This window comes from Telluria aromaticivorans (genome assembly GCF_013003915.1).
GTDB classification, from domain to species: domain Bacteria; phylum Pseudomonadota; class Gammaproteobacteria; order Burkholderiales; family Burkholderiaceae_D; genus Telluria; species Telluria aromaticivorans.
Map to the genome: position 1 here is coordinate 158812 of NZ_JABAIV010000006.1, position 21230 is coordinate 180041.

18 protein-coding genes, 2 tRNA genes and 2 rRNA genes (1 of these 22 running past the window's edge) are annotated in these 21230 nt (G+C 62.5%); 9 read left to right on the forward strand and 13 right to left on the reverse strand.

Going from position 1 to position 21230, the window contains the following annotated elements; all coding sequences use genetic code 11:
* From HGB41_RS17035 to HGB41_RS17055, 5 genes are all read right to left on the reverse strand, one after another.
* Positions 1-1161: ribosomal RNA gene (locus HGB41_RS17035) — 23S ribosomal RNA — on the reverse strand; it reaches 1446 nt to the left of the window's first position.
* Between the two features lie 243 nt (positions 1162-1404).
* A tRNA-Ala gene (locus HGB41_RS17040) sits at positions 1405-1480 on the reverse strand.
* Between the two features lie 19 nt (positions 1481-1499).
* A tRNA-Ile gene (locus HGB41_RS17045) sits at positions 1500-1576 on the reverse strand.
* Between the two features lie 91 nt (positions 1577-1667).
* Positions 1668-3200: ribosomal RNA gene (locus HGB41_RS17050) — 16S ribosomal RNA — on the reverse strand.
* The 16S and 23S rRNA genes sit together here with 2 tRNA genes alongside, the layout of an rRNA operon.
* Positions 3201-3718: 518 nt before the next feature.
* The gene (locus tag HGB41_RS17055) at positions 3719-4498 is read right to left on the reverse strand and encodes an enoyl-CoA hydratase (RefSeq protein WP_171086610.1); all 780 of its coding nucleotides are present in this window, start codon (positions 4496-4498) and stop codon (positions 3719-3721) included.
* An 89-nt stretch (positions 4499-4587) separates the two neighbouring features.
* Between HGB41_RS17055 and HGB41_RS17060 the strand changes: the two genes are divergently transcribed.
* Positions 4588-5889 carry an MFS transporter gene (locus HGB41_RS17060; RefSeq protein WP_229423084.1) on the forward strand — a complete coding sequence of 434 codons (1302 nt, stop codon included), beginning with the start codon at positions 4588-4590 and terminating at the stop codon, positions 5887-5889.
* A gap of 5 nt (positions 5890-5894) precedes the next feature.
* On the opposite strand, the gene mltA is transcribed toward HGB41_RS17060, so the two are convergent.
* Both mltA and apaG read right to left on the reverse strand, forming a co-directional pair.
* A complete protein-coding gene (gene mltA, locus HGB41_RS17065) occupies positions 5895-7130 on the reverse strand; it encodes a murein transglycosylase A (RefSeq protein ID WP_171086613.1) in 1236 nt (411 codons plus the stop codon).
* A 163-nt stretch (positions 7131-7293) separates the two neighbouring features.
* A complete protein-coding gene (gene apaG / locus HGB41_RS17070; protein WP_171086615.1) occupies positions 7294-7668 on the reverse strand; it encodes a Co2+/Mg2+ efflux facilitator ApaG/CorD in 375 nt (124 codons plus the stop codon).
* Between the two features lie 178 nt (positions 7669-7846).
* Between apaG and rpe the strand changes: the two genes are divergently transcribed.
* The 8 genes from rpe to HGB41_RS17110 all read left to right on the forward strand — a co-directional run bounded on the left by rpe (position 7847) and on the right by HGB41_RS17110 (position 14785).
* Complete coding sequence (gene rpe, locus HGB41_RS17075; RefSeq protein ID WP_171086617.1) at positions 7847-8518, forward strand: ribulose-phosphate 3-epimerase; 672 nt, start codon at positions 7847-7849, stop codon at positions 8516-8518.
* Between the two features lies 1 nt (position 8519).
* Positions 8520-9218: a phosphoglycolate phosphatase gene (locus tag HGB41_RS17080; protein ID WP_171086618.1), complete on the forward strand. Its 699-nt coding sequence runs from the start codon at positions 8520-8522 to the stop codon at positions 9216-9218.
* Between the two features lie 194 nt (positions 9219-9412).
* Positions 9413-10909 carry an anthranilate synthase component I gene (trpE, locus tag HGB41_RS17085; protein ID WP_171086621.1) on the forward strand — a complete coding sequence of 499 codons (1497 nt, stop codon included), beginning with the start codon at positions 9413-9415 and terminating at the stop codon, positions 10907-10909.
* A gap of 1 nt (position 10910) precedes the next feature.
* Positions 10911-11474 (forward strand): anthranilate synthase component II, encoded by a 564-nt coding sequence (locus tag HGB41_RS17090; RefSeq protein WP_171086623.1) that lies wholly within the window; start codon positions 10911-10913, stop codon positions 11472-11474.
* 229 nt (positions 11475-11703) lie between these two features.
* On the forward strand, positions 11704-12753 hold the full coding sequence (trpD, locus tag HGB41_RS17095; protein WP_171086624.1) for an anthranilate phosphoribosyltransferase: 1050 nt from the start codon (positions 11704-11706) through the stop codon (positions 12751-12753).
* Positions 12753-13391, forward strand: coding sequence for a LysE family translocator (locus HGB41_RS17100; RefSeq protein ID WP_171086625.1), 639 nt, complete (start codon positions 12753-12755; stop codon positions 13389-13391). The genes trpD and HGB41_RS17100 overlap by 1 nt, the downstream gene beginning before the upstream one ends.
* A gap of 9 nt (positions 13392-13400) precedes the next feature.
* A complete protein-coding gene (gene trpC / locus HGB41_RS17105) occupies positions 13401-14201 on the forward strand; it encodes an indole-3-glycerol phosphate synthase TrpC (protein WP_171086626.1) in 801 nt (266 codons plus the stop codon).
* A gap of 77 nt (positions 14202-14278) precedes the next feature.
* Positions 14279-14785 (forward strand): energy transducer TonB family protein, encoded by a 507-nt coding sequence (locus HGB41_RS17110; protein WP_171086627.1) that lies wholly within the window; start codon positions 14279-14281, stop codon positions 14783-14785.
* A 28-nt stretch (positions 14786-14813) separates the two neighbouring features.
* Here HGB41_RS17110 and HGB41_RS17115 read toward each other — a convergent pair whose 3' ends face one another.
* The 6 genes from HGB41_RS17115 to HGB41_RS17140 form a co-directional block, all read right to left on the reverse strand.
* A complete protein-coding gene (locus tag HGB41_RS17115; RefSeq protein WP_171086628.1) occupies positions 14814-16127 on the reverse strand; it encodes an amidohydrolase in 1314 nt (437 codons plus the stop codon).
* Between the two features lie 74 nt (positions 16128-16201).
* Positions 16202-18022 carry a M61 family metallopeptidase gene (locus HGB41_RS17120; RefSeq protein WP_171086630.1) on the reverse strand — a complete coding sequence of 607 codons (1821 nt, stop codon included), beginning with the start codon at positions 18020-18022 and terminating at the stop codon, positions 16202-16204.
* A gap of 93 nt (positions 18023-18115) precedes the next feature.
* Complete coding sequence (locus HGB41_RS17125; RefSeq protein ID WP_171086632.1) at positions 18116-18697, reverse strand: nucleotidyltransferase family protein; 582 nt, start codon at positions 18695-18697, stop codon at positions 18116-18118.
* Between the two features lie 4 nt (positions 18698-18701).
* Positions 18702-19160: a (2Fe-2S)-binding protein gene (locus HGB41_RS17130; protein WP_171086634.1), complete on the reverse strand. Its 459-nt coding sequence runs from the start codon at positions 19158-19160 to the stop codon at positions 18702-18704.
* Positions 19161-19176: 16 nt separating this feature from the next.
* Positions 19177-19896: a DsbC family protein gene (locus tag HGB41_RS17135; protein ID WP_171086636.1), complete on the reverse strand. Its 720-nt coding sequence runs from the start codon at positions 19894-19896 to the stop codon at positions 19177-19179.
* 37 nt (positions 19897-19933) lie between these two features.
* A complete protein-coding gene (locus HGB41_RS17140) occupies positions 19934-21151 on the reverse strand; it encodes an FAD-dependent monooxygenase (protein ID WP_171086638.1) in 1218 nt (405 codons plus the stop codon).
* Positions 21152-21230 lie beyond the last annotated feature (79 nt).

The window sequence follows — 21230 nt, forward strand, 5'->3', positions numbered from 1 at the left end:
GCATATCCGCAGCTTCGGTGACTGGCTTAGCCCCGTTACATCTTCCGCGCAGGACGACTCGATCAGTGAGCTATTACGCTTTCTTTAAATGATGGCTGCTTCTAAGCCAACATCCTGACTGTTTTAGCCTTCCCACTTCGTTTTCCACTTAGCCAATCTTTGGGACCTTAGCTGGCGGTCTGGGTTGTTTCCCTCTTGACGCCGGACGTTAGCACCCGACGTCTGTCTCCCAAGCTCGCACTCATCGGTATTCGGAGTTTGCAATGGTTTGGTAACTCGCAATGAGCCCCTAGCCATAACAGTGCTCTACCCCCGATGGTGATACTTGAGGCACTACCTAAATAGTTTTCGGAGAGAACCAGCTATTTCCAAGTTTGTTTAGCCTTTCACCCCTACCCACAGCTCATCCCCTAATTTTTCAACATTAGTGGGTTCGGACCTCCAGGGCGTGTTACCGCACCTTCATCCTGGCCATGGGTAGATCACTTGGTTTCGGGTCTACACCCAGCGACTGTCGCCCTGTTCGGACTCGATTTCTCTACGGCTCCCCTATTCGGTTAACCTCGCCACTGAATGTAAGTCGCTGACCCATTATACAAAAGGTACGCAGTCACGGAACAAGTCCGCTCCTACTGTTTGTATGCACACGGTTTCAGGATCTATTTCACTCCCCTCCCGGGGTTCTTTTCGCCTTTCCCTCACGGTACTGGTTCACTATCGGTCGATTACGAGTATTTAGCCTTGGAGGATGGTCCCCCCATGTTCAGACAGGATTTCTCGTGTCCCGCCCTACTTGTCGTACGCTTAGTATCACCGTTTGAATTTCGTGTAAGGGGCTATCACCCTCTATGGCGCCTGTTTCCAAAGGCTTCCACTATCCAATCGACTATCACGTACAGGCTCATCCCATTTCGCTCGCCACTACTTTGGGAATCTCGGTTGATTTCTTTTCCTGCAGCTACTTAGATGTTTCAGTTCGCCGCGTTCGCTTTGCATACCTATGTATTCAGTATGCAATGACCATAAAGGCCGGGTTTCCCCATTCGGAAATCTGCGGATCAAAGTGTGTTTGCTCACTCCCCGCAGCTTATCGCAAGCTACTACGTCCTTCATCGCCTGTAATCGCCAAGGCATCCACCATGTGCACTTATTCGCTTGTCCCTATAACGTTGGCCCCTGCTGACACAGGGATCGTTATAGAAAATCAAGAGTACAGCTTGTTGCATGTTTGTTGATACTTGTATTGCTACCCTAAGCACGTGCTGTCGCACATGCTTAAAAAACTTTTACTTCTTCCAGATTGTTAAAGAACGAAACAGCTTCAATCTCTAAAAGATCAAACCTAAATCTCAACCAGGAACTGGTCGACTTACGTTTGGGCTTTCAGAATGTGTAGGCAGTGAATGGTGGAGGATGACGGGATCGAACCGACGACCCCCTGCTTGCAAAGCAGGTGCTCTCCCAGCTGAGCTAATCCCCCAGGATCTAACTAAACGTGTTGGTAGGGCTGGTTGGACTCGAACCAACGACCCCCGCGTTATCAACACGGTGCTCTAACCAGCTGAGCTACAGCCCCGACTTGGAACACTGCTACTGTTTCTTCTAATAATTAACAGTCGATAAGAGTGGACGCTCAATGAATGGGTTCTAACCCGGTGCTACTCTAGAAAGGAGGTGATCCAGCCGCACCTTCCGATACGGCTACCTTGTTACGACTTCACCCCAGTCACGAATCCTACCGTGGTAAGCGCCCCCCTTGCGGTTAAGCTACCTACTTCTGGTAAAACCCGCTCCCATGGTGTGACGGGCGGTGTGTACAAGACCCGGGAACGTATTCACCGCGACATGCTGATCCGCGATTACTAGCGATTCCAACTTCATGTAGTCGAGTTGCAGACTACAATCCGGACTACGATACACTTTCTGGGATTAGCTCCCCCTCGCGGGTTGGCGGCCCTCTGTATGTACCATTGTATGACGTGTGAAGCCCTACCCATAAGGGCCATGAGGACTTGACGTCATCCCCACCTTCCTCCGGTTTGTCACCGGCAGTCTCATTAGAGTGCTCAACTGAATGTAGCAACTAATGACAAGGGTTGCGCTCGTTGCGGGACTTAACCCAACATCTCACGACACGAGCTGACGACAGCCATGCAGCACCTGTGTTACGGCTCTCTTTCGAGCACACCTCGATCTCTCGTGGCTTCCGTACATGTCAAGGGTAGGTAAGGTTTTTCGCGTTGCATCGAATTAATCCACATCATCCACCGCTTGTGCGGGTCCCCGTCAATTCCTTTGAGTTTTAATCTTGCGACCGTACTCCCCAGGCGGTCTACTTCACGCGTTAGCTGCGTTACCAAGTTAATTAAAACCCGACAACTAGTAGACATCGTTTAGGGCGTGGACTACCAGGGTATCTAATCCTGTTTGCTCCCCACGCTTTCGTGCATGAGCGTCAATCTTGACCCAGGGGGCTGCCTTCGCCATCGGTGTTCCTCCACATCTCTACGCATTTCACTGCTACACGTGGAATTCTACCCCCCTCTGCCAGATTCAAGCCTTGCAGTCTTCATCGCAATTCCCAGGTTGAGCCCGGGGCTTTCACGACAAACTTACAAAACCGCCTGCGCACGCTTTACGCCCAGTAATTCCGATTAACGCTTGCACCCTACGTATTACCGCGGCTGCTGGCACGTAGTTAGCCGGTGCTTATTCTTCAGGTACCGTCATTAGCCAAAGGTATTATCCTCAGCCGTTTCTTCCCTGACAAAAGAGCTTTACAACCCGAAGGCCTTCTTCACTCACGCGGCATTGCTGGATCAGGCTTGCGCCCATTGTCCAAAATTCCCCACTGCTGCCTCCCGTAGGAGTCTGGACCGTGTCTCAGTTCCAGTGTGGCTGGTCGTCCTCTCAGACCAGCTACTGATCGTAGCCTTGGTAGGCCTTTACCCTACCAACTAGCTAATCAGATATCGGCCGCTCCAGGAGCATGAGGTCTTGCGATCCCCCACTTTCATCCTTAGATCGTATGCGGTATTAGCGTAACTTTCGCTACGTTATCCCCCACTCTTGGGTACGTTCCGATATATTACTCACCCGTTCGCCACTCGCCGCCAGGTTGCCCCGCGCTGCCGTTCGACTTGCATGTGTAAAGCATGCCGCCAGCGTTCAATCTGAGCCAGGATCAAACTCTTCAGTTTAATCTCTGTTGCTGACATTTCTGTCACCCTTGTTTTACCAAGGGGTCGCTCACTCAAAATACTGACCGTTACTCATTGCTGAGCAACGTATTTCTTTTTTGTGAACATTTGATAATTTAAGTAATCAAGAACCGAAGCTCTTGGCACCTTCATCAAACGCCCACACTTATCGACTGTAAATTTTTAAAGAACGGTATTCGGTACTGCCTTGCTGCACTCGACGAAGCGTTGTGTTCGTCAGCAGCAGGAAAGAGAGTATGCAGTAATTCGCGTTGCTCGTCAATCCTGTTTTTTGCTTCGTTGCAGATTTCTCTGCGGACTTCATTAGCGTAACTACTTGATTACGTTAACGTTTTCAGTCCCCACATCAGCACTTACTGCTGAGTGTCCCGAAGCGGAGGCGAACTATAGCAACCGGCTGACGGTTACGCAAGAGCTGATTCAACTGTTGCATTTCTGCCGCCAGGCGCCGTGCCGGCGCCTGGCGGCGGGGCTTGCGCCCCGTCCTATATAGGAGCTTAGAGCCCGTCGAAATTCGGCTTGCGCTTCTCGAGGAAGGCCGACATGCCCTCTTTCTGCGCCGGGGTGCCAAAGCCCGCGTGGAAATAGCGGCGCTCATAGCGCACACCTTCGTTCAGGGGCATCTGGTAAGCCTGGTTGACGCAATCCTTGATCTGCATGGCGACCGACACCGGCATCTCGGCGATGCTCTGGGCGACCTTCAGCGATTCTTCCATGACGGTTTCGGCCGGATACACACGCGACACCAGGCCGGTGCGTTCGGCTTCGCCGGCGTCGATCATGCGGGTGGTCAGGAGCATGTCCATCGCTTTCGACTTCGAGATCGCCCGCGGCAGGCGCTGGGTGCCGCCGGCACCCGGCGTCACGCCGACCTTGATTTCCGGCTGGCCGAACTTGGCATTGTCTGCAGCGATCAGGAAATCGCACATCATCGCCAGTTCGCAACCACCACCCAGGCAATAGCCTGACACTACGCCCACCACAGGCTTACGGATATCCAGGATGTGTTCCCAGTTGCGGCCAATATAATTACCGGGATAGGTATCTGCCGTATAGGTGTAATTTGCCATGGCGGCAATGTCGGCCCCTGCCGCGAAAGCCTTCTCGCTGCCGGTCAGGACGATGACGTTGACTGCCGGATCGGCATCGAAGGTGCGCAATGCGTCGCCCAACTCATTCATCATGTTGTCGTTCAGCGCGTTCATCGCCCTAGGACGGTTCAGGCGGATCACGACGACTTTGCCGTGCTGTTCGATGAGCAGATCTGCATATTCCATGTTGGCATCCCCTTGTTGAAGTTAGACGGATTGGAGCTGTGGATGGGGATTGTAACGTCTTGAACAGCGCCAAACACAGGTATGATTATTTGTTCAGCAACATCCTGTGTGAGATCGCTATTCCCTCGTTCGGCAACAACTGGCTGCAACAGCGCGTCCCGGTCGACTCGGTGATGCGCAATCCGGATTTTCGGCGCTTCTGGTTCAGCAGCATTTTGGCCCAGTTCGGTGCCCAGGTCACCCTGCTGGCCCTGCCGATCTGCGCAGTGCTGTTCCTGCATGCGACCCCGGGCCAGATGGGCATCCTCGCCGCATTCGAATCCCTGCCCTTCCTGCTGTTCGGCCTGCCCTCCGGCGTGCTGTTAGAGCGCAACCGGCGCCTGCCGATCATCATGTGCAGCGACTTCATGGTGGCGATCGCCCTCGCCACCGTCCCTGCAGCCTGGTGGCTCGACATGCTCACCATCCAGTGGCTGTATGCGGTCGGTTTCGTGATTGGCGCCGGCCACGTGGTGGGCGGCAGTGCCGAACAAGTCTTCCTGACCTTCCTGGTCGGGCGCGAAGGCCTGGTCGACGCCCAGGCGAAGTTCGCCACCACCGAATCGGCCGCCCGCGTGATCGGCCCCGGCCTGGCGGGTGGCCTGGTGCACCTGCTCGGCGCGCCCGTCGCCATCCTGTGCAATGTGGCGAGCTTTGTGATCTCGCTGCTGAACCTGCGCCGCATCCGCACCCGCGAGCCGCAGCCGCCACCTTCGAACTCCCATCCGCTGCGGGATATTCAGGAGGGCCTGGCCTTCGTCTGGAACCAGCCCCTGCTGCGCACGCTGGCCTGGGTCTCGGCCTGCTGGCATTTGCTGTTCTATGGGTTCTCGGCCCTGCACGTGATCTTTGCCACCCGTGTGCTCGGCATGACGCCTGGGACCATGGGCATGGCGAACATGCTGGGCGGCCTGGGCGTGCTGGCGGCTTCGCTGCTGGTCAAGCCGCTCTCGCAGCGCTTCGGTACCGGCGGCGGGATCCTGATCGGGCTGTGCGTTTCCGCGCTCGGCTTCGCGCTGGTGCCGGCGATTCCGCCCGCGCTGTTTGGCAGTGCGGCGTGGACGGTCGCGGCCTATGCCATCGTGGTGTTCTGGATCGACTGCGGCGCGACGCTGTTCTTCGTGCCGTATATCGCGCTGCGCCAGCGCGTGACGCCGGATGCGGTGCTGGGGCGGATGGTGGCGACGATGCGCGCGCTGACCGTGGCGGCCGCGCCGCTCGGCGCCCTGCTGGCCGGCGCGCTGGGAGAAGGCTTCGGCGTGCGCGAGGGCCTGGCCTGCATCGCCATTGGTGCTGTCGTGCTGGCGGCAGGCGGCGTGTTCGGCACCCGCCTGCGCGACGCAAAAGCGTAGCCTGCTTACGGAACCGCAGGACGCGGCAGCAGCACCCAGATCGTGCCGCGCTGCTTCATCTTGCCCGCCCTGTCCATCGCATCGGGGCCGAAACCGTAGAAGAAGTCCGCCCGCACCGCGCCGCGAATCGCGCCGCCGGTATCCTGGGCCATCATCAGCCGCTGCATCGGGGCTTCACTGGCCGCCTCGGTGGTCGCCAAGAACAGCGGCGCGCCCAGCGGCAGCAAGGTCGGATCGATCGCCACCGACCGGCCCGGGGTGAGCGGCACGCCAAGTGCGCCTTTCGGCCCGAGCGACGGATCCGGCAACTTCTCTTCGCGGAAGAAGATATAGCTGGGGTTCACATTGAACAGCTCCTGGCGGCGACCCGGATTGGCGGCGATCCAGGCGCGGATACCCTGCGCGGTCGACTGCTCGGCGGTCAGCTCGCCCTGCTCTACCAGCCAGCGGCCGATGGTCTTATACGGATGACCGTTCTGGTCGGCGTAGGCAACGCGCACGGTTTCTCCCGTGTCAAGCTGCACGCGGCCCGAGCCCTGCACCTCGAGGAAGAAGGATTCGACCGGATCGTTCACCCACAACAGCTCCTTGCCCGCCAGCGGCGCGCGCGCAATCTCGGCGCGGGTATTGTAGGGAAGCACGGTCTTGCCCGACAAACGCCCGCGCAGGCGCATGTTCTTCAGTTGCGGGTAGACGCTGCCCAGGTCCACGGTCAGCAGGTCGGGCGGCACGCGGTAAAGCGGCGTCTGGAATGCGCCGCCGCGCTTGCGCGAGCCGTACAGCATGGCTTCGTAATAGCCGGTGATCAGTCCCGTGTCCGCACCGTCGCTGCTGCGCACCAGGTTCGGGACGAACCAGGTTTCGAAGAACCGGCGTACCGCGGCGGCATCGCCCGCGTCGATGGTGCGCGCCGCAGCGCAGACGGTTTTCCAGTCGGCCTTGTTGAGCGTCCGGCACGACTGCATGAAGGCCGGCCAGGCCTGGCGCAAGTCGTCCTGCTCCCAGCCCGGCAAGGTGCTGAAGCTCGTCGGGGTGAACAGGGGGGCAGGCGCCGGTGGCTGGGTTGGCTGGGCCGGCGGCGGCTGTTCGGGCACATACACCGGCCCGACCGGCGGCGGCATGCGCACCGGCTCGGTGGGCTTGGGTGGCTGCGGCTGCTGTGGCTGTGGCGTGGTCGAACAGGCCGCCAAAAAGGCGACGAGGGCAAGCGAAGCGGTTACACTGCGGCGTGTTGAAAGCATAAGGACGATTATGTGGATCTTGATGGTGGAAGCCGGCGTGGCGCTGTTCCTGCTCGTCTTTATCGTCTGGTGGACGATGTTCGCCGGCCGCAAGGATGTTCCTCACGACGAGCCGGCACCGAAAGACAGGGACGCCGGCGACCAGCAGTAGTATCGGCAGGATTCAGTGCAGCGCGTGCGGCAGCGTCAGCACGAATTCCGGAATCGGCACTTCGAAGCGGTGGCCATCCTCGGCCACGCAGAAGTATTCCCCATACATCGAGCCCTGGGCCGTCGCCATCTGGGTGCCGCTGGTGTATTCGAACTCTTCGCCCGGCTTGAGCAGCGGCTGGTGACCGACGACGCCCAGGCCGCGCACTTCCTGCACGGTGTTGTTGGCGTCAAGGATCACCCAGTGGCGCGAGATCAGCTGGGCGGCTACGCTGCCCGTGTTCTTGATGGTGATGGTGTAGCTGAACACGAACTGGTCCCGGTCCGGTTTGGACTGTTCCGGCAGGTGCTGGGTCCTGACGGTGACAGCGAATTCATAGGCGGACATGATATTTCCTTGCGTGATCGTCAATACGATTGTTGAGAATGCGCGGCTGTCGAGCCGCTGCGCCATGTGGCGCAAACGACAATGATACTCCGCGCCGCCCCTGACCCGCGTCCTCCCACAGCACCTGGCTCCCTCATCGGCGTAGAATAGCGGCTTCACTTTACCTGCATTCCCGCCCATGACCACCTACCGCATCGCTCCCAGCATCCTGTCCGCCGATTTCGCCCGCCTGGGCGAGGAAGTGCGCAATGTCGTCGCCGCCGGCGCCGACATCATCCACTTCGACGTCATGGACAACCACTACGTCCCGAACCTGACCATCGGCCCGCTGGTATGCCAGGCAATCCGTCCGCATGTGCAGGTGCCGATCGACGTGCACCTGATGGTCAAGCCGGTCGACCGCATCATCCCGGATTTCGCCAAGGCCGGCGCCAACATCATCACCTTCCACCCGGAAGCCTCGGACCACATCGACCGCACGCTGCAGCTGATCCGCGATAACGGCTGCAAGGCCGGCCTGGTGTTCAACCCGCATACGCCGATGCATTACCTCGACCACGTGATGGACAAGATCGACATGATCCTGATCATGTCGGTGAATCCAGGATTCGGCGGCCAGTCGTTCATCCCGCAGGCGCTCAAGAAAATCGCGATCGCACGCCGCATGATCGACGAGTCGGGCCGCGACATCCTGCTGGAAGTCGACGGCGGCATCAAGGCCGACAATATCGCCGAAGCGGCAGCCGCGGGTGCCGACACCTTCGTCGCCGGCTCGGCGATTTTCGGCAAGCCGGACTACAAGGCCGTGATCGACGAGATGCGCGCCCAGCTGGCCAAGGTCGGCAAATAAGATGCGGGCCGGCGCAGCGGCCATCCGGGCCGCCATCATCGACCTGGACGGCACCATGCTCGACACGGTGCCCGACTTCGAGGCGGCCCTGAACGGCATGCGCGCCGACTTCGGGCTGGCGCCGGTCACGCAGGACATCATCAAGCCGCTGATCGGCAAGGGCTCGGAAAAGCTGGTGCGCGATGCGCTGCTGCTGGATTGGGAGCCTGAGCGTGTCGATGCCGCCTTCGACGAGGCGCGCGCCGGCTACCAGCGCCACTACCTCGCCATCAACGGCGACCACTCAACCCTGTTCGACGGTGTGCTCGAAGGCCTGGACGCGCTGAAGGCACTTGGCCTGCGGCTGGCCTGCGTCACCAACAAGCCGATGGCCTTTACTACCCCGCTGCTCACGCAAAAGGGCCTGGCCGGCTATTTCGAGCTGGTGTATGGCGGCGACTCCTTCCCGAAAAAGAAGCCGGACCCGATGCCGCTGCTGGGCGTGTGCAGCGCTTTCGACCTGTCACCAATCCAGGTGGTGGCCATCGGCGACTCGTCGAACGACGCGGAAAGCGCGCGCGCGGCCGGCTGTTATGTACTCACCGTGCCATATGGTTATAACCACGGACGGCCTGTACAAGAAATTAATTCCGATGGTATAGTTAGTTCGCTGCTCGATGCAGCACACCTGATCGCTGCCCACAACCGCACGACAACCTGAACTTATCTAACCATGTTTTTCACCAAAAAACACACTGTCAACCAGACCGGCGCCCTCGAGGCCTGGCTGTGGCGACGCTGGCAATCCTGGGCTAACTGACCCGCGCTGATTGCTGCCGGATGCATTCGTTCTCCGGCAGGTTTTTTGAACTGAACCACCGCCCTACCCTCATCTCGGGCGGACTGGAGAAAAGCATGACCGAACTCGAATTCAAGTCGCTGGCCAACCAGGGCTATAACCGCATCCCATTGATCGCGGAAGCCTTCGCCGATCTGGAGACCCCACTCACGCTCTACCTCAAGCTGGCCCAGTCGCAGGGCGCCGGGAAGAACACCTTCCTGCTCGAGTCGGTCGTCGGCGGCGAGCGCTTCGGCCGCTATTCCTTCATCGGCCTGCCGGCATCGACGCTGCTGCGCACCTCGGGCCAGCTGACCGAGGTCGTGAAACACGGCGAAGTCGTCGAGACGCACGAGGGCAATCCGCTCGACTTCATCGAAGCCTACCAGGCGCGTTTCAGGGTGGCCCTGCGTCCCGGCCTGCCCCGCTTCTGCGGCGGCCTGGCCGGCTATTTCGGCTACGACACCGTGCGCCATATCGAGCCCAAGCTGCTTGATACCGCCCCGCCGGACGCACTCGGGCTGCCGGACATCCAGCTGATGCTGACCGAAGAGCTGGCGGTGATCGACAACCTGTCGGGCAAGCTGTACCTGATCGTGTATGCGGATCCGGCCCAGCCGGAGGCCTACATGAAGACCCGCCAGCGCCTGAAAGACCTGCGCATGATGCTGCGCCGGAGCGTGGATGCGCCGGTGACCTCGAGTTCCGTCCGTACCGAAGCGGTGCGCGAGTTCAGCAAGGAAGACTACCTGAAGGCCGTGGCGAGGGCCCACGAATACGTGATGGCCGGCGACCTGATGCAGGTGCAGATCGGCCAGCGCATCCGCAAGCCCTATGTCGATTCGCCGCTGTCGCTCTACCGTTCGCTGCGCTCGCTGAATCCGTCGCCGTACATGTACTACTACAACTTCGGCGACATGCAGATCGTCGGCTCGTCGCCGGAAATCCTGGTGCGTAACGAAGCCCTGCCGGAGGGCGGCAAGAAGGTCACGCTGCGCCCGATCGCCGGCACCCGCCCGCGCGGCGCGACGCCGGAACGCGATACCGAACTGGCGGCCGAGCTGCTGTCGGATCCGAAGGAAGTCGCCGAGCACGTGATGCTGATCGACCTGGCGCGCAACGACGTCGGCCGCATCGCCGACACCGGCAGCGTGAAAGTCACCGACCGTATGGTCATCGAAAAGTATTCGCACGTGCAGCACATCGTCTCGAATGTCGAGGGCAAGCTGAAAGACGGCATGTCCAATCTCGACGTGCTGCGCGCCACCTTCCCGGCCGGCACCCTGACCGGTGCGCCGAAGGTGCGTGCAATGGAAGTGATCGATGAACTCGAGCCGGTCAAGCGAGGGATCTACGGCGGCGCCTGCGGCTACCTGAGTTTTGGCGGCGAGATGGACGTGGCGATCGCGATCCGCACCGGCGTGATCAAGGACGGCAACCTGTACGTGCAGGCTGCGGCGGGCATCGTGGCGGACTCGATCCCCGAGATGGAATGGCAGGAAACCGAAAACAAGGCGCGCGCCGTATTGCGCGCGGCCGAGCAAGTGCAAGACGGCCTGGATGGGGAGTTCTGACATGCTGCTGATGATCGACAACTACGACTCGTTCACCTATAACATCGTCCAGTACCTGGGCGAGCTGGGCGAGGACGTGCACACCGTGCGCAACGACCAGATCACACTCGAGCAGATCGAGACGATGGCGCCGGAGCGCATCTGCATCTCGCCGGGCCCGAAGGCGCCGAAGGATGCCGGCATCTCGCTCGACATCCTGCGCGAATTCAAGGGCAAGCTGCCGATCCTGGGCGTCTGCCTGGGACACCAGGCCATCGGCGAAGCGTTCGGGGGCAAGGTGATCCGCGCCAAGCAGGTCATGCACGGCAAGACCTCGCTGATCGCCCACACTGGCGAAGGCGTGTTCAAGGGCTTGCCGAGCCCGTTCACCGTGATCCGCTACCACTCGCTGGCCATCGAGCGCGCTTCGCTGCCGGACTGCCTGGAAGTGACCGCCTGGACCGACGACGGCGAAATTATGGGCGTGCGCCACAAGGAGTTCGATATCGAGGGTGTGCAGTTCCATCCGGAATCGATCCTGTCGGAGCATGGACATGCGCTGTTGAAAAATTTTCTCGTGCGCTGACGTAGACCGCAGCCTTACCGTACACCACCGCACTTCAGACCGTCGTTCCCGCCACTGGCGGAACCGACTTCCGGCGAAGGCCGGAATCCAAGTTGCATGCTCAGCTCGCAAGCTTGATGTCGGCGTAACGCGACGAACTTAGGTTCCGGCCTTCGCCGGAACGACGGTGCTGGGGAAAACTCATAGAAGTATGCTGCAGAGTCACACTCTCACTAAAACTGGACCCGACATGCCGATCACCCCACAAGAAGCCCTGCTGCGCTGTATCGAACACCGCGAGATCTTCCACGACGAGATGCTGCACCTGTTCCGCCAGATCATGTCGGGCGAGATGTCGCCGACCATGGTGGCGGCGCTGACCATGGGCCTGCGCGTGAAGAAGGAAACCATCGGCGAGATCACCGCCGCTGCCCAGGTGATGCGCGAATTCTCGACCAAGGTGCCGATGGCCGACACCACCAGGCTGCTCGACATCGTCGGCACCGGCGGTGACGGCGCGAATACCTTCAACATCTCGAGCGCCTCGATGTTCGTGGCCGCCGCCGCCGGCGCACGCGTGGCCAAGCACGGCGGGCGCAGCGTGTCGTCCTCGAGCGGCAGCGCGGACGTGATCGAAGCGCTGGGCGCCTGCATCGACCTGAAACCCGAGCAGATCGCGCAATCGATCGCCCAGACCGGCATCGGCTTCATGTTCGCCCCCAACCACCATGCGGCCATGAAGCACGTGGCGCCGGTGCGCCGCGAACTGGGCGTGCGCAGCATCTTCAACATCCTGGGGCCGCTGACCAACCCGGCCGGTGCGCCGAACATCCTGATGGGCGTGTTTCACCCCGACCTGGTCGGCATCCAGGTGCGCGTGCTGCAGCGCCTCGGCGCCCAGCATGCGATGGTGGTCTGGGGCCGCGACAACATGGACGAGGTCTCGCTCGGCGCTGGCACCCTGGTCGGTGAGCTGGTCAACGGCGAGATCCGCGAATACGAGATCCACCCCGAAGACTTCGGCATGCCGATGATCTCGAGCCGCAACCTGAAAGTGGCCGATACGGCCGAATCGAAGCTGCGCGTGCTGGAAGCGTTGCGTGGAGAGCCGGGACCGGCGACCGACATCGTGGCGCTCAATGCCGGCACCGCACTGTACGCGGCCGGGGTGAGCGCTTCGATCGAGGAAGGCCTGGCGAAAGCACGCGCGGCGATCGCCTCCGGCGCGGCGACCGCCAAGCTCGAGCAGTTCGTGCAGGTGACCCGGCAGCTGGCAGGGTCACAGGTCGGTGCGCGCTGATGTTCGGCATCCACGACCTGGCGCTGTTCGTCATCTCGGGACTGCTGCTGAACATCATGCCGGGACCGGATTCGCTGCTGATCATGGCGCGCAGCGCCACCCAGGGCTGGCGCGCGGGCGTTGCGGCCGCGCTGGGTATCGGCGCCGGGACCATGGTCCATGTGCTGGCGGCGGCGCTCGGGCTGTCGGCGATCCTCGCCACCTCGGCTACCGCCTTCACGGTAGTCAAATACATCGGGGCGGCCTACATCCTGTATATGGCGATTGGCCTGCTGCGCAGCCGCCGGAGCAGCGCCACGACGGCTGCGCAGCTGGCGGTGACGCCCCTGCCCTACCGAAAAATCTTCGCACAGGGCGTGCTGACCAATGTGCTGAACCCGAAGGTGGCGCTGTTCTTCCTGGCCTTCGTGCCGCAGTTTATCGATGCGGCTTCGCCGACCAAGACGCTGGCCTTCATCGTCCTGGGCTGCATTTTCAACGTCAACGGCATGCTGTGGTGTTGCGGCCTCGCGCTCTTCACCGCCTTTGCCAGCGCCCGCATCAAGATCAACCAGACCGCCTCGCTGTGGCTCAACCGGGTTACCGGCGGCCTGTTCGCCTGGCTCGGCATCAAGCTCGCCCTGGCTGAGCAGAATTAAAGGTTTTCCATGTCCGACATCCTCAACAAAATCCTGGCCGTCAAGGCCGACGAAGTGGCCGCGGCGAAGAAGCACCGCGACCTGTTCAGCCTGCGCCGCGAGGTGGAAGGCGATCCCGAAGCACGCCGCGGCATCCGCGGTTTCGAAACCAGCCTGCGCAGCAAGATCGCGGCTGGCCATGCCGGCATCATCGCGGAAGTGAAGAAGGCCTCGCCGTCGAAAGGCGTGCTGCGGCCGGACTTCCAGCCGGCGGCGATCGCGCAAAGCTATGCGGAATATGGCGCGGCCTGCCTGTCGGTGCTGACCGACGTGCAGTTCTTCCAGGGCTCCGTCGATTACCTGCGCCAGGCTAGATCCGCCTGCGCGCTGCCCGTCATCCGCAAGGACTTCATGGTCGACCTGTACCAGGTCTACGAAGCACGCGCGATGGGGGCGGATGCGATCCTCCTGATCGTGTCGGCGCTGGACCACGGGCTGATGGCGGAACTGGAAGCCTGCGCGCACGAACTGGGGATGGACGTGCTGGTCGAAGTACACGATGGCGACGAGCTGACCGCGGCGCTCAAGCTGCAGACGCCGCTGGTGGGCATCAACAACCGCAACCTGCGCACTTTCGAGGTAACGCTGGAGACGACGCTGGGACTGCTGCCGCGCATTCCGCCGGAACGCATCGTCGTGACGGAATCGGGGATCATGGGGCCGGCCGACGTGAAGCGCATGCGCGAGGCGGAGGTGCACGCCTTCCTCGTCGGGGAGGCATTCATGCGCGCGCCGGAGCCTGGGGTTGAGTTGCAGCGCCTGTTTGGGTGATCCGGAACTCCGGATGAATTGACGAGTCAAAGGAGAGCGCTCTCGAAGCGCCAACCTGCGATCTTCATTCATCCACCATGAACATCCCTCTTGGCAATAAAGCGCGGCCCCCAATCCTGCCAACTGCGCTGCTGGCAGTCCTGTGCGGATGCGCGGGCCCGCCCCCTCCCGATGCGGCACCTGAAAGCCGGGTTACCGTCATCGTCGCCCCACTGCCGGCGGCCGCTCCCGTCCCGCCCCCGTCGCTGACATTGGAAGCCTACAAGGCGAGCGTGGCGCGCCGCATCGTCGACCGCAACGCGGACCGCATCTTCAGCGGCCAGCTACCGCCGATGCTGCCCGCCATCGTGGTCGTCAACATTACCGTGGACAAGGAAGGCCAGCTGACCGACGTGCAGGTGCAGCGCTCGCGCGACCCCGAGGCGTCGCAGGTTGCGCTGGCGTCGATGCGGCGCAGCGGTCCGCTGCCCCGGCCCGATGGGCTGCTGGTGAGGAACAGCAGCGCGATGACCTTCTCGGAAACTTTCCTGTTCGACGCGAGCTACCGCTTCCAGCTACGTTCGCTCGCCGGACCGCAGGAGTGAGATTCCGCCCCCGAGGAGGCGGGTGCGTTCAGCGCCCGAGTACGTTCAGCACGGCCAGGCTCATGGCCTGTGCGGCGGTCTTGATCGACGGTTCCGGCACCGGTGCATAGAACGGTGAATGGTTGAAGGCGATTGGCTTGCCGCCCTCGCGCGCGGCCTCAAGCACCGCTTTCGGGTCGTAGATGCCGGTGAAGAAGAACATCGACGGCACGCCTTCATTGACGAAGACCGAGAAGTCTTCGCTGGCCGTCATGGCCGGCATGCGCTGGGCATTCGCGGCGCCGAAGGCATCCCTGAACACGGCCTCGGTTTTGTTTACCAGCGCTTCGCTGTTGACGATGGCCTCGCCGCCGCTGATGAACTTGAGGTCCGGCGCCGGTGCACCCGCCATGGCGGCGGACGCATTGGCGACACGGCGCACGCCCTCCAGCAGCTTGGCGCGCACGGCCGGGCTGTACGAACGGATGGTCCCGCGCACCAGCACGCTGTCCGGGATGATGTTGCCGACGGTGCCCCCCTGGATCGCGCCGATGGTGACGACGCCGAATTCCTTCGGGTCCTTCTCGCGGCTGATGACCGTCTGCACGTCCACCACGAAGCGCGCGGCGATGGTGATCGGGTCGACTGACTTGTCCGGCGCCGAGCCGTGGCCGCCGCGGCCCTTGAACACGAATTCGATGGTGTCCGAATTCGACGAGACCGGACCGGAATTGAAGCCGACCGTCCCGTGCGCCAAAGGCCAGGAATGCAGCGCGAACGCGTAGTCAGGCTTGGGGAAGCGCTTGAACAAACCGTCGTCCAGCATCGCCCTGGCGCCGCCGGCGATTTCTTCCGCCGGCTGGGCGATGAATACCAGGGTGCCCTTCCATTGCGACTTGAGTTCCACCAGCGTACGTGCGCTGCCGAGCCAGCTCGCCATGTGCACGTCGTGGCCGCAGCTATGGGTGACGAAGCTTTCGCGGCCGTCGCTCATGGCGCGGACGCGGCTGGCATACGGAAGGCCGGTTTTTTCTTCCATCGGCAGGCCGTCCATGTCGGTGCGCACCAGCACCGTCGGGCCGGCGCCGTTCTTCAGCACGGCGACCACGCCGGTCTTGCCGACTTTTTCGGTGACCTCGAAACCGAGCTTGCGCATTTCGGCGGCCAGCTTGCCGGCGGTGCGGGTTTCCTGGAAAGCGATTTCGGGGTGGGCGTGGAGGTCTTTGTAGACGGTGTCGAGCCACGGATACATGGCGTTGACGCGGGTGGTGACGTCGGTTTTCAGGGGGGCTGGGAGCTGGGCAAATGCAGGGGTCGTGGCGAGGGCGAGGATGGCGGCGATGCTGTACAGGGCAGTTTTCAAGTGGACCTCAAGGCTGGCACTGGTTGAACGCGTGGGCGGAATCCGCCCACCCTACGGGATGCGGCAACGCGGCCTCAGATGGCGCTTGGACGCGGAAGTAGCGACGACTTCTTGCCGGCGACCGCCTGCGACAGGGTGATGCTCGGCACGCGGTCACCCTGCAGGGTCACGTCAAAGCTCATCAGCTCATCGCGGCGGAAAGCGTGCACGACCACCTTGTCGCCGACGCGGTAGCGCGCCACCAGCGTGTCGACGTTCGAGGGGTTGCCGTTGACGCGCAGGCCGTCGATGGCGATGACGATGTCCTGCGCCGACAGGCCGGCCCGGTGTGCGGCGCCGCCTTCGTGGACCTGGGTCAGCTTGGCGCCCGCCGGGTCGCGGCCGATGCCGGCGTCGAGCGAGGCCTTGGCGTTCTTGCGCTCATCCGCCAGCTTGACGCCGAACGGCGCGTACAGCTTGGCCAGCGGCAGGTCTTCTAGGCCGCGCACCCAGCGCTCGAACAAAGTGCGCAGCTTCGCGCCGCAGACCTCGTCGAAGATCGCCTCGACTTCCGCTTCCGTCACGCCGCGCCCCACACCGGCGTAAAAGTCGCGCCCGAAACGCTCCCACAGCGCCAGCATCACGTTGTCGAGCGATTTGGCGCCGCCGGTCTTGGCGCGGATGGTCAGGTCGAAGGCCAGCGCAATCAGCGAGCCCTTGGTGTAATAGCTGATGATGGCGTTCGGCGAATTCTCGTCCTGGCGGTAGTACTTGCTCCAGGCATCGAAGCTCGAATCGGCCACGCTCTGCTTGGTACGGCCAGTGCCGCGCAGGACACCGCCGATGGTCTTGGCCTGCAGCTTCAGGTAGGTGGCTTCGCCAATGATCCCGGCGCGCACCAGCATCAGGTCGTCGTAATAGCTGGTGAAGCCCTCGAACAGCCAGAGCAGCGGCGTGTAGTTCTCGGTCTGCAGGTCGTAGGGCGCGAACACCGCCGGTTTGATGCGCTTGACGTTCCAGGTGTGGAAGTACTCGTGGCTGCACAGGCCGAGGAAGCGCAAATAGCCTTCGCCCGGCTCGGCGCTCTTGGCGCTGGCCGTGCATGGCAGGTCGGCGCGGGCGCAGATCAGGGCGGTCGAGGCGCGGTGTTCCAGGCCGCCGTAGCCGTCGCCGACCGCCATCGTCATGAACACGTAGCGCTCCATCGGCGCGCGCCGGGTCTGAGGTTCGAAGAAGGCGATCTGGGTTTCGCAGATCGCCTTCAGGTCGGCCTGCAGGCGTGCCATGTCGAGGTTCGGCACGCGGCCGGTGATGACGATGTCGTGCGGGATGCCGCAGGCGTCGAAGCTGGCCAGCTCGAAGTCGCCCATCTCCACCGGGTGGTCGATCAGTTCGTCGTAGTCGCCCGCGACATAGGTGCCGAAGCCGTAGCGTTTTGCGCCCAGTTCGCGCATCGCGGTGGCGACGCGCCAGCCTTTCGCGGCCGGGTCGGCGGGACGCTGGATGTCCACCTGATGCGCCAAACCTTCCTGGCCGGCCACGCGCAGGAACACGCTGGTGCCGTTGAAGAAACCATGGGTCTGGTCGAGGTGGGCGGCGCGCACCGACAGGTCCCAGGCATAGACCTCGTAGTGCAGGGTCAGCGGGCCGGCCGTGCGCGCGGCGCGCCACGAGTGCTTGTCCAGTTTAACCAGCGTGACGTCAAGGCCGCCGCTTTCGGCGCGGATGCGCACGATGTTGCGGGCGAACTCACGAATCATGTAGCTGCCCGGGATCCAGGCCGGCAGCGCGAATACCTGACCTTCCGGATCTGGCGCTGCGACCGTGACGGTCACGTTGAAGAGGTGGCCGGCCAGGTCTTTCGGCACGATGGTGTACAGGATGGCGGGCTGCTTTTTCTGGGATGGTTTCTTCATGATGGGATCGTGGTCGTCCGGCAGGTCTTATAGTTGTTGTTCTCTCTAGTGTAATCCGATTCGATCACGGCGGGAAACTATGACATGCATATGTCATACCGGAAGGTCTGACGGACTGTCGATATCGCGCAGGATGCCGGGGTCGTCGACCTCGATCCCGGTGACCGGATGGGTCTGCAGCAGGCGGCGCGCGCCCTGGTCGCCGCCCAGCGCCAGCAGGGCATCGAGGTGCCCCGCGCCGAAGGCCACCGGGTTGCCGCGCCGGCCGCCGCTCACCGGCACCGCGATCGTGTGGCCGTCGGCGCCATGCGCCACGGCGTCGCGCAGCGCGGCCAGCGTGGTGTCCTGCACGAAGGGCATGTCGCCCAGTGCTACCAGCCAGCCTTCCGACGGTAAAGAGTGACGAATCGCATGGACGAGCGATGCGCCCATGCCGGTGTCGGCGTGCGCGCATACGGTGACTTCGCAGCCGAGTGCGCGCAAGGCATCGGCCACGCCGCCATCTTCCGGCGGCACGACTGCCACCACGCGGGGAACGCAGGCGAGCAGCCGGCGCGCACTGGCGGCCACCACCAGCTCGCCGCCGGGCAGCCGCTGCAGCAGCTTGTTGCGTGCTCCCGAAGGATCGAAACGGCGTCCCCGTCCGGCGGCAAGCAGGATGCCGGTCGGGGCCATTGTCTCAGGCCAGCGTGTCGGCGGCATCCTTGATGGCCGCGCGGATGCGTTGGTAGGTGCCGCAGCGGCAGATGTTGCCGCTCATTGCGCCGTCGATGTCGGCATCGCTCGGGCGCTTGTTGGTGCGCAGCAGGGCCACGGCACTCATCACCTGCCCGCTCTGGCAGTAGCCGCACTGCGGCACGTCGTGCCTGACCCACGCGTCCTGCACCGCCTTGCCGATCGTGTCGCCCTCCATCGCTTCGATGGTCGTGATCTTGTGGCCCTGCGCGCTGGATATCGGCGTGACGCAGGAACGGACCGGATTGCCGTCCAGGTGCACGGTGCAGGCGCCGCACAGCGCCGCGCCGCAGCCGAACTTGGTGCCGGTCATATCGAGCTGGTCGCGCAGCGCCCACAGGATGGGCGTGGCGGGATCGGCGTCGACCTCCAGGACCCGCCCGTTGATGTTCAAGGTGAGCACGTGCCGCTTCCTGTACTTACTTCAGCGACTGCAGCTTGGCTTCCAGCGACTTCAGGTCGACCGCGCCCGGGATGCGGGTGCCGTCGGTGAAGAAGATGGCCGGCGTACCCGTGATCTTGAGTTTCTGGCCCAGGGCGGCAACCTTGTCGTTCGGCGAGTCGCAGGCGCTTGGCGCCGTCGGCGGCAGCTTGCCGTTGATCATCCAGTCGTCCCAGGCCTTGATGCGGTCAGGGGCGCACCAGATGTTCTTCGACTTCACGAACGAATCCTCGGACAGGATGTTGTACATGAAGGTATAGATCGTGACGTTGTCGATGTCCTTGAGCGTGGTCTGGCGCAGGCGCTTGCAGTAGCCGCAGTTCGGGTCTTCGAACACCGCGATCGTACGCTTGCCATTGCCCTTGACCTGCTTGAGCGCCATCTCCAGCGGCAGGTCGGAGAACTTGATCTTGTTGATCTCTTCGATACGCGCGGTGGTCAGGTCGGTCGAGGTCTTGGTGTCGTAGATACGGCCGATGAACAGGTAATCGCCCTTCTTGTCCGTATACAGGATGTCGCCGGCCACGCGCACTTCGAACAGGCCGCTGTACGGCGTCTCGCGGATCGATTCGATCTTGGCGCCGCCCAGGCGCGGTTCGAGCGCCTTCTTGATGTTCGCCTCGGTGGCGTTCTGCGCCTCGACGCAGGATGCGAGCAGGCCCGTCGCCAGCAGGACGGCGACCTTCGTTTTCAACATGGTATTTCCTTAAAAGTTACTTGCCCGGCTTACCGGATTACTTGCCCATTGCATGCGCCATCAGGCGACGCTTTACACCAGGAAATTTATCGAGCAAGTTTAATCCGAAATTGCGTGCTATGCGCACCGGTTCGAGGTTGGCGCCGAACAAGCGCTCGAGGCCGTCGGTTGCCCATTGCATGAGCAGCACGTCTTCCTTGCGCTTGCGGGCGTAGCGGGCCAGCACGCGCTCGTCGGCAATCCCGCGCCGGTCTTCGCGCTCGCGCAGCACCTCGAGCAGGTCGACAATGTCGCCGAAGCCCAGGTTCATGCCATGGCCGGCCAGCGGGTGCACCGCATGGGCGGCATCGCCGACCAGGGCCACGCGCGGGGCGACCGGCGAGTGCGGACGCACCAGCGCCAGCGGCACCGCCTTGACGTCTTCCGGCTGCAGCGGCCGTAGCACGCCGAGCTTTTCGTCGGCGTATTCGGCAAGGCGGATCGCCATTTCGCCGAGCGATTCTTCCATCAGCGTGTCGGCCAGGGTTTCCGGGGCCGACCACACCAGCGAGACCCGGTTGCCCGGCAGCGGCAACAGCGCGATGATGCCGTCGGCGCAGGTGAACCACTGGTAGGCCACGCCATGGTGCGGCGTGTCGCAGGAAAAATTGGTGACGATGGCGCGCTGGTGGTACATGCGGTAATCGACCCCGATGTCGCACTGCCCGCGCACCCAGGATTCGCGGCCGTCGGCGCCGACCACCAGTTCGCAGGCGATTTTCGTGCCGTCGTCTAACAGCACCGCCGCGCCCAATTCGCTGCAAGCAAGGTCGACGGCGCAGCCCGAAACCAGCTGGACGTTGGCCGCGAACTTGAGCGCGGCATCGAGCGCGCCGTTCAGGTTGCTGTCCTCGACGATCCACGCGAGCGTGCCGACGTGGGCGCCAAAGGCGTCGAAACCGAGATTGCCGCCCTGCTTGCCGTCGCCGTGGATGTCCATCGCATCGACCGCCTGCACCCGTTCCAGGTCGAGGGCGCCCCAGACCTTGAGCGAGGCCAGCAGGTCATGCGCCGTGTGGTTCAGGGCGTAAACCCGTGCATCCCACGGCCTGTCGGCTGCCGACGAGACCGGTTTTTCCGGCGCCGGGCGCGACGGCGGCACCAAGAGGGTGACGCTATACCCCGACTGGGCAAAACCAAGGGCGGCGGTCTTGGCGATGGCGCCATTGCCGACGATGCAGACGTCGCTGCGGTGCTGGGCGGTGGTCGTAGTCATGAGAGACATTATAGCGAGATGTCAACATACCGCCCCGGGCGCCTCCAAGCGCGCGGCAATTGCTCCGTTACTGCTGGGG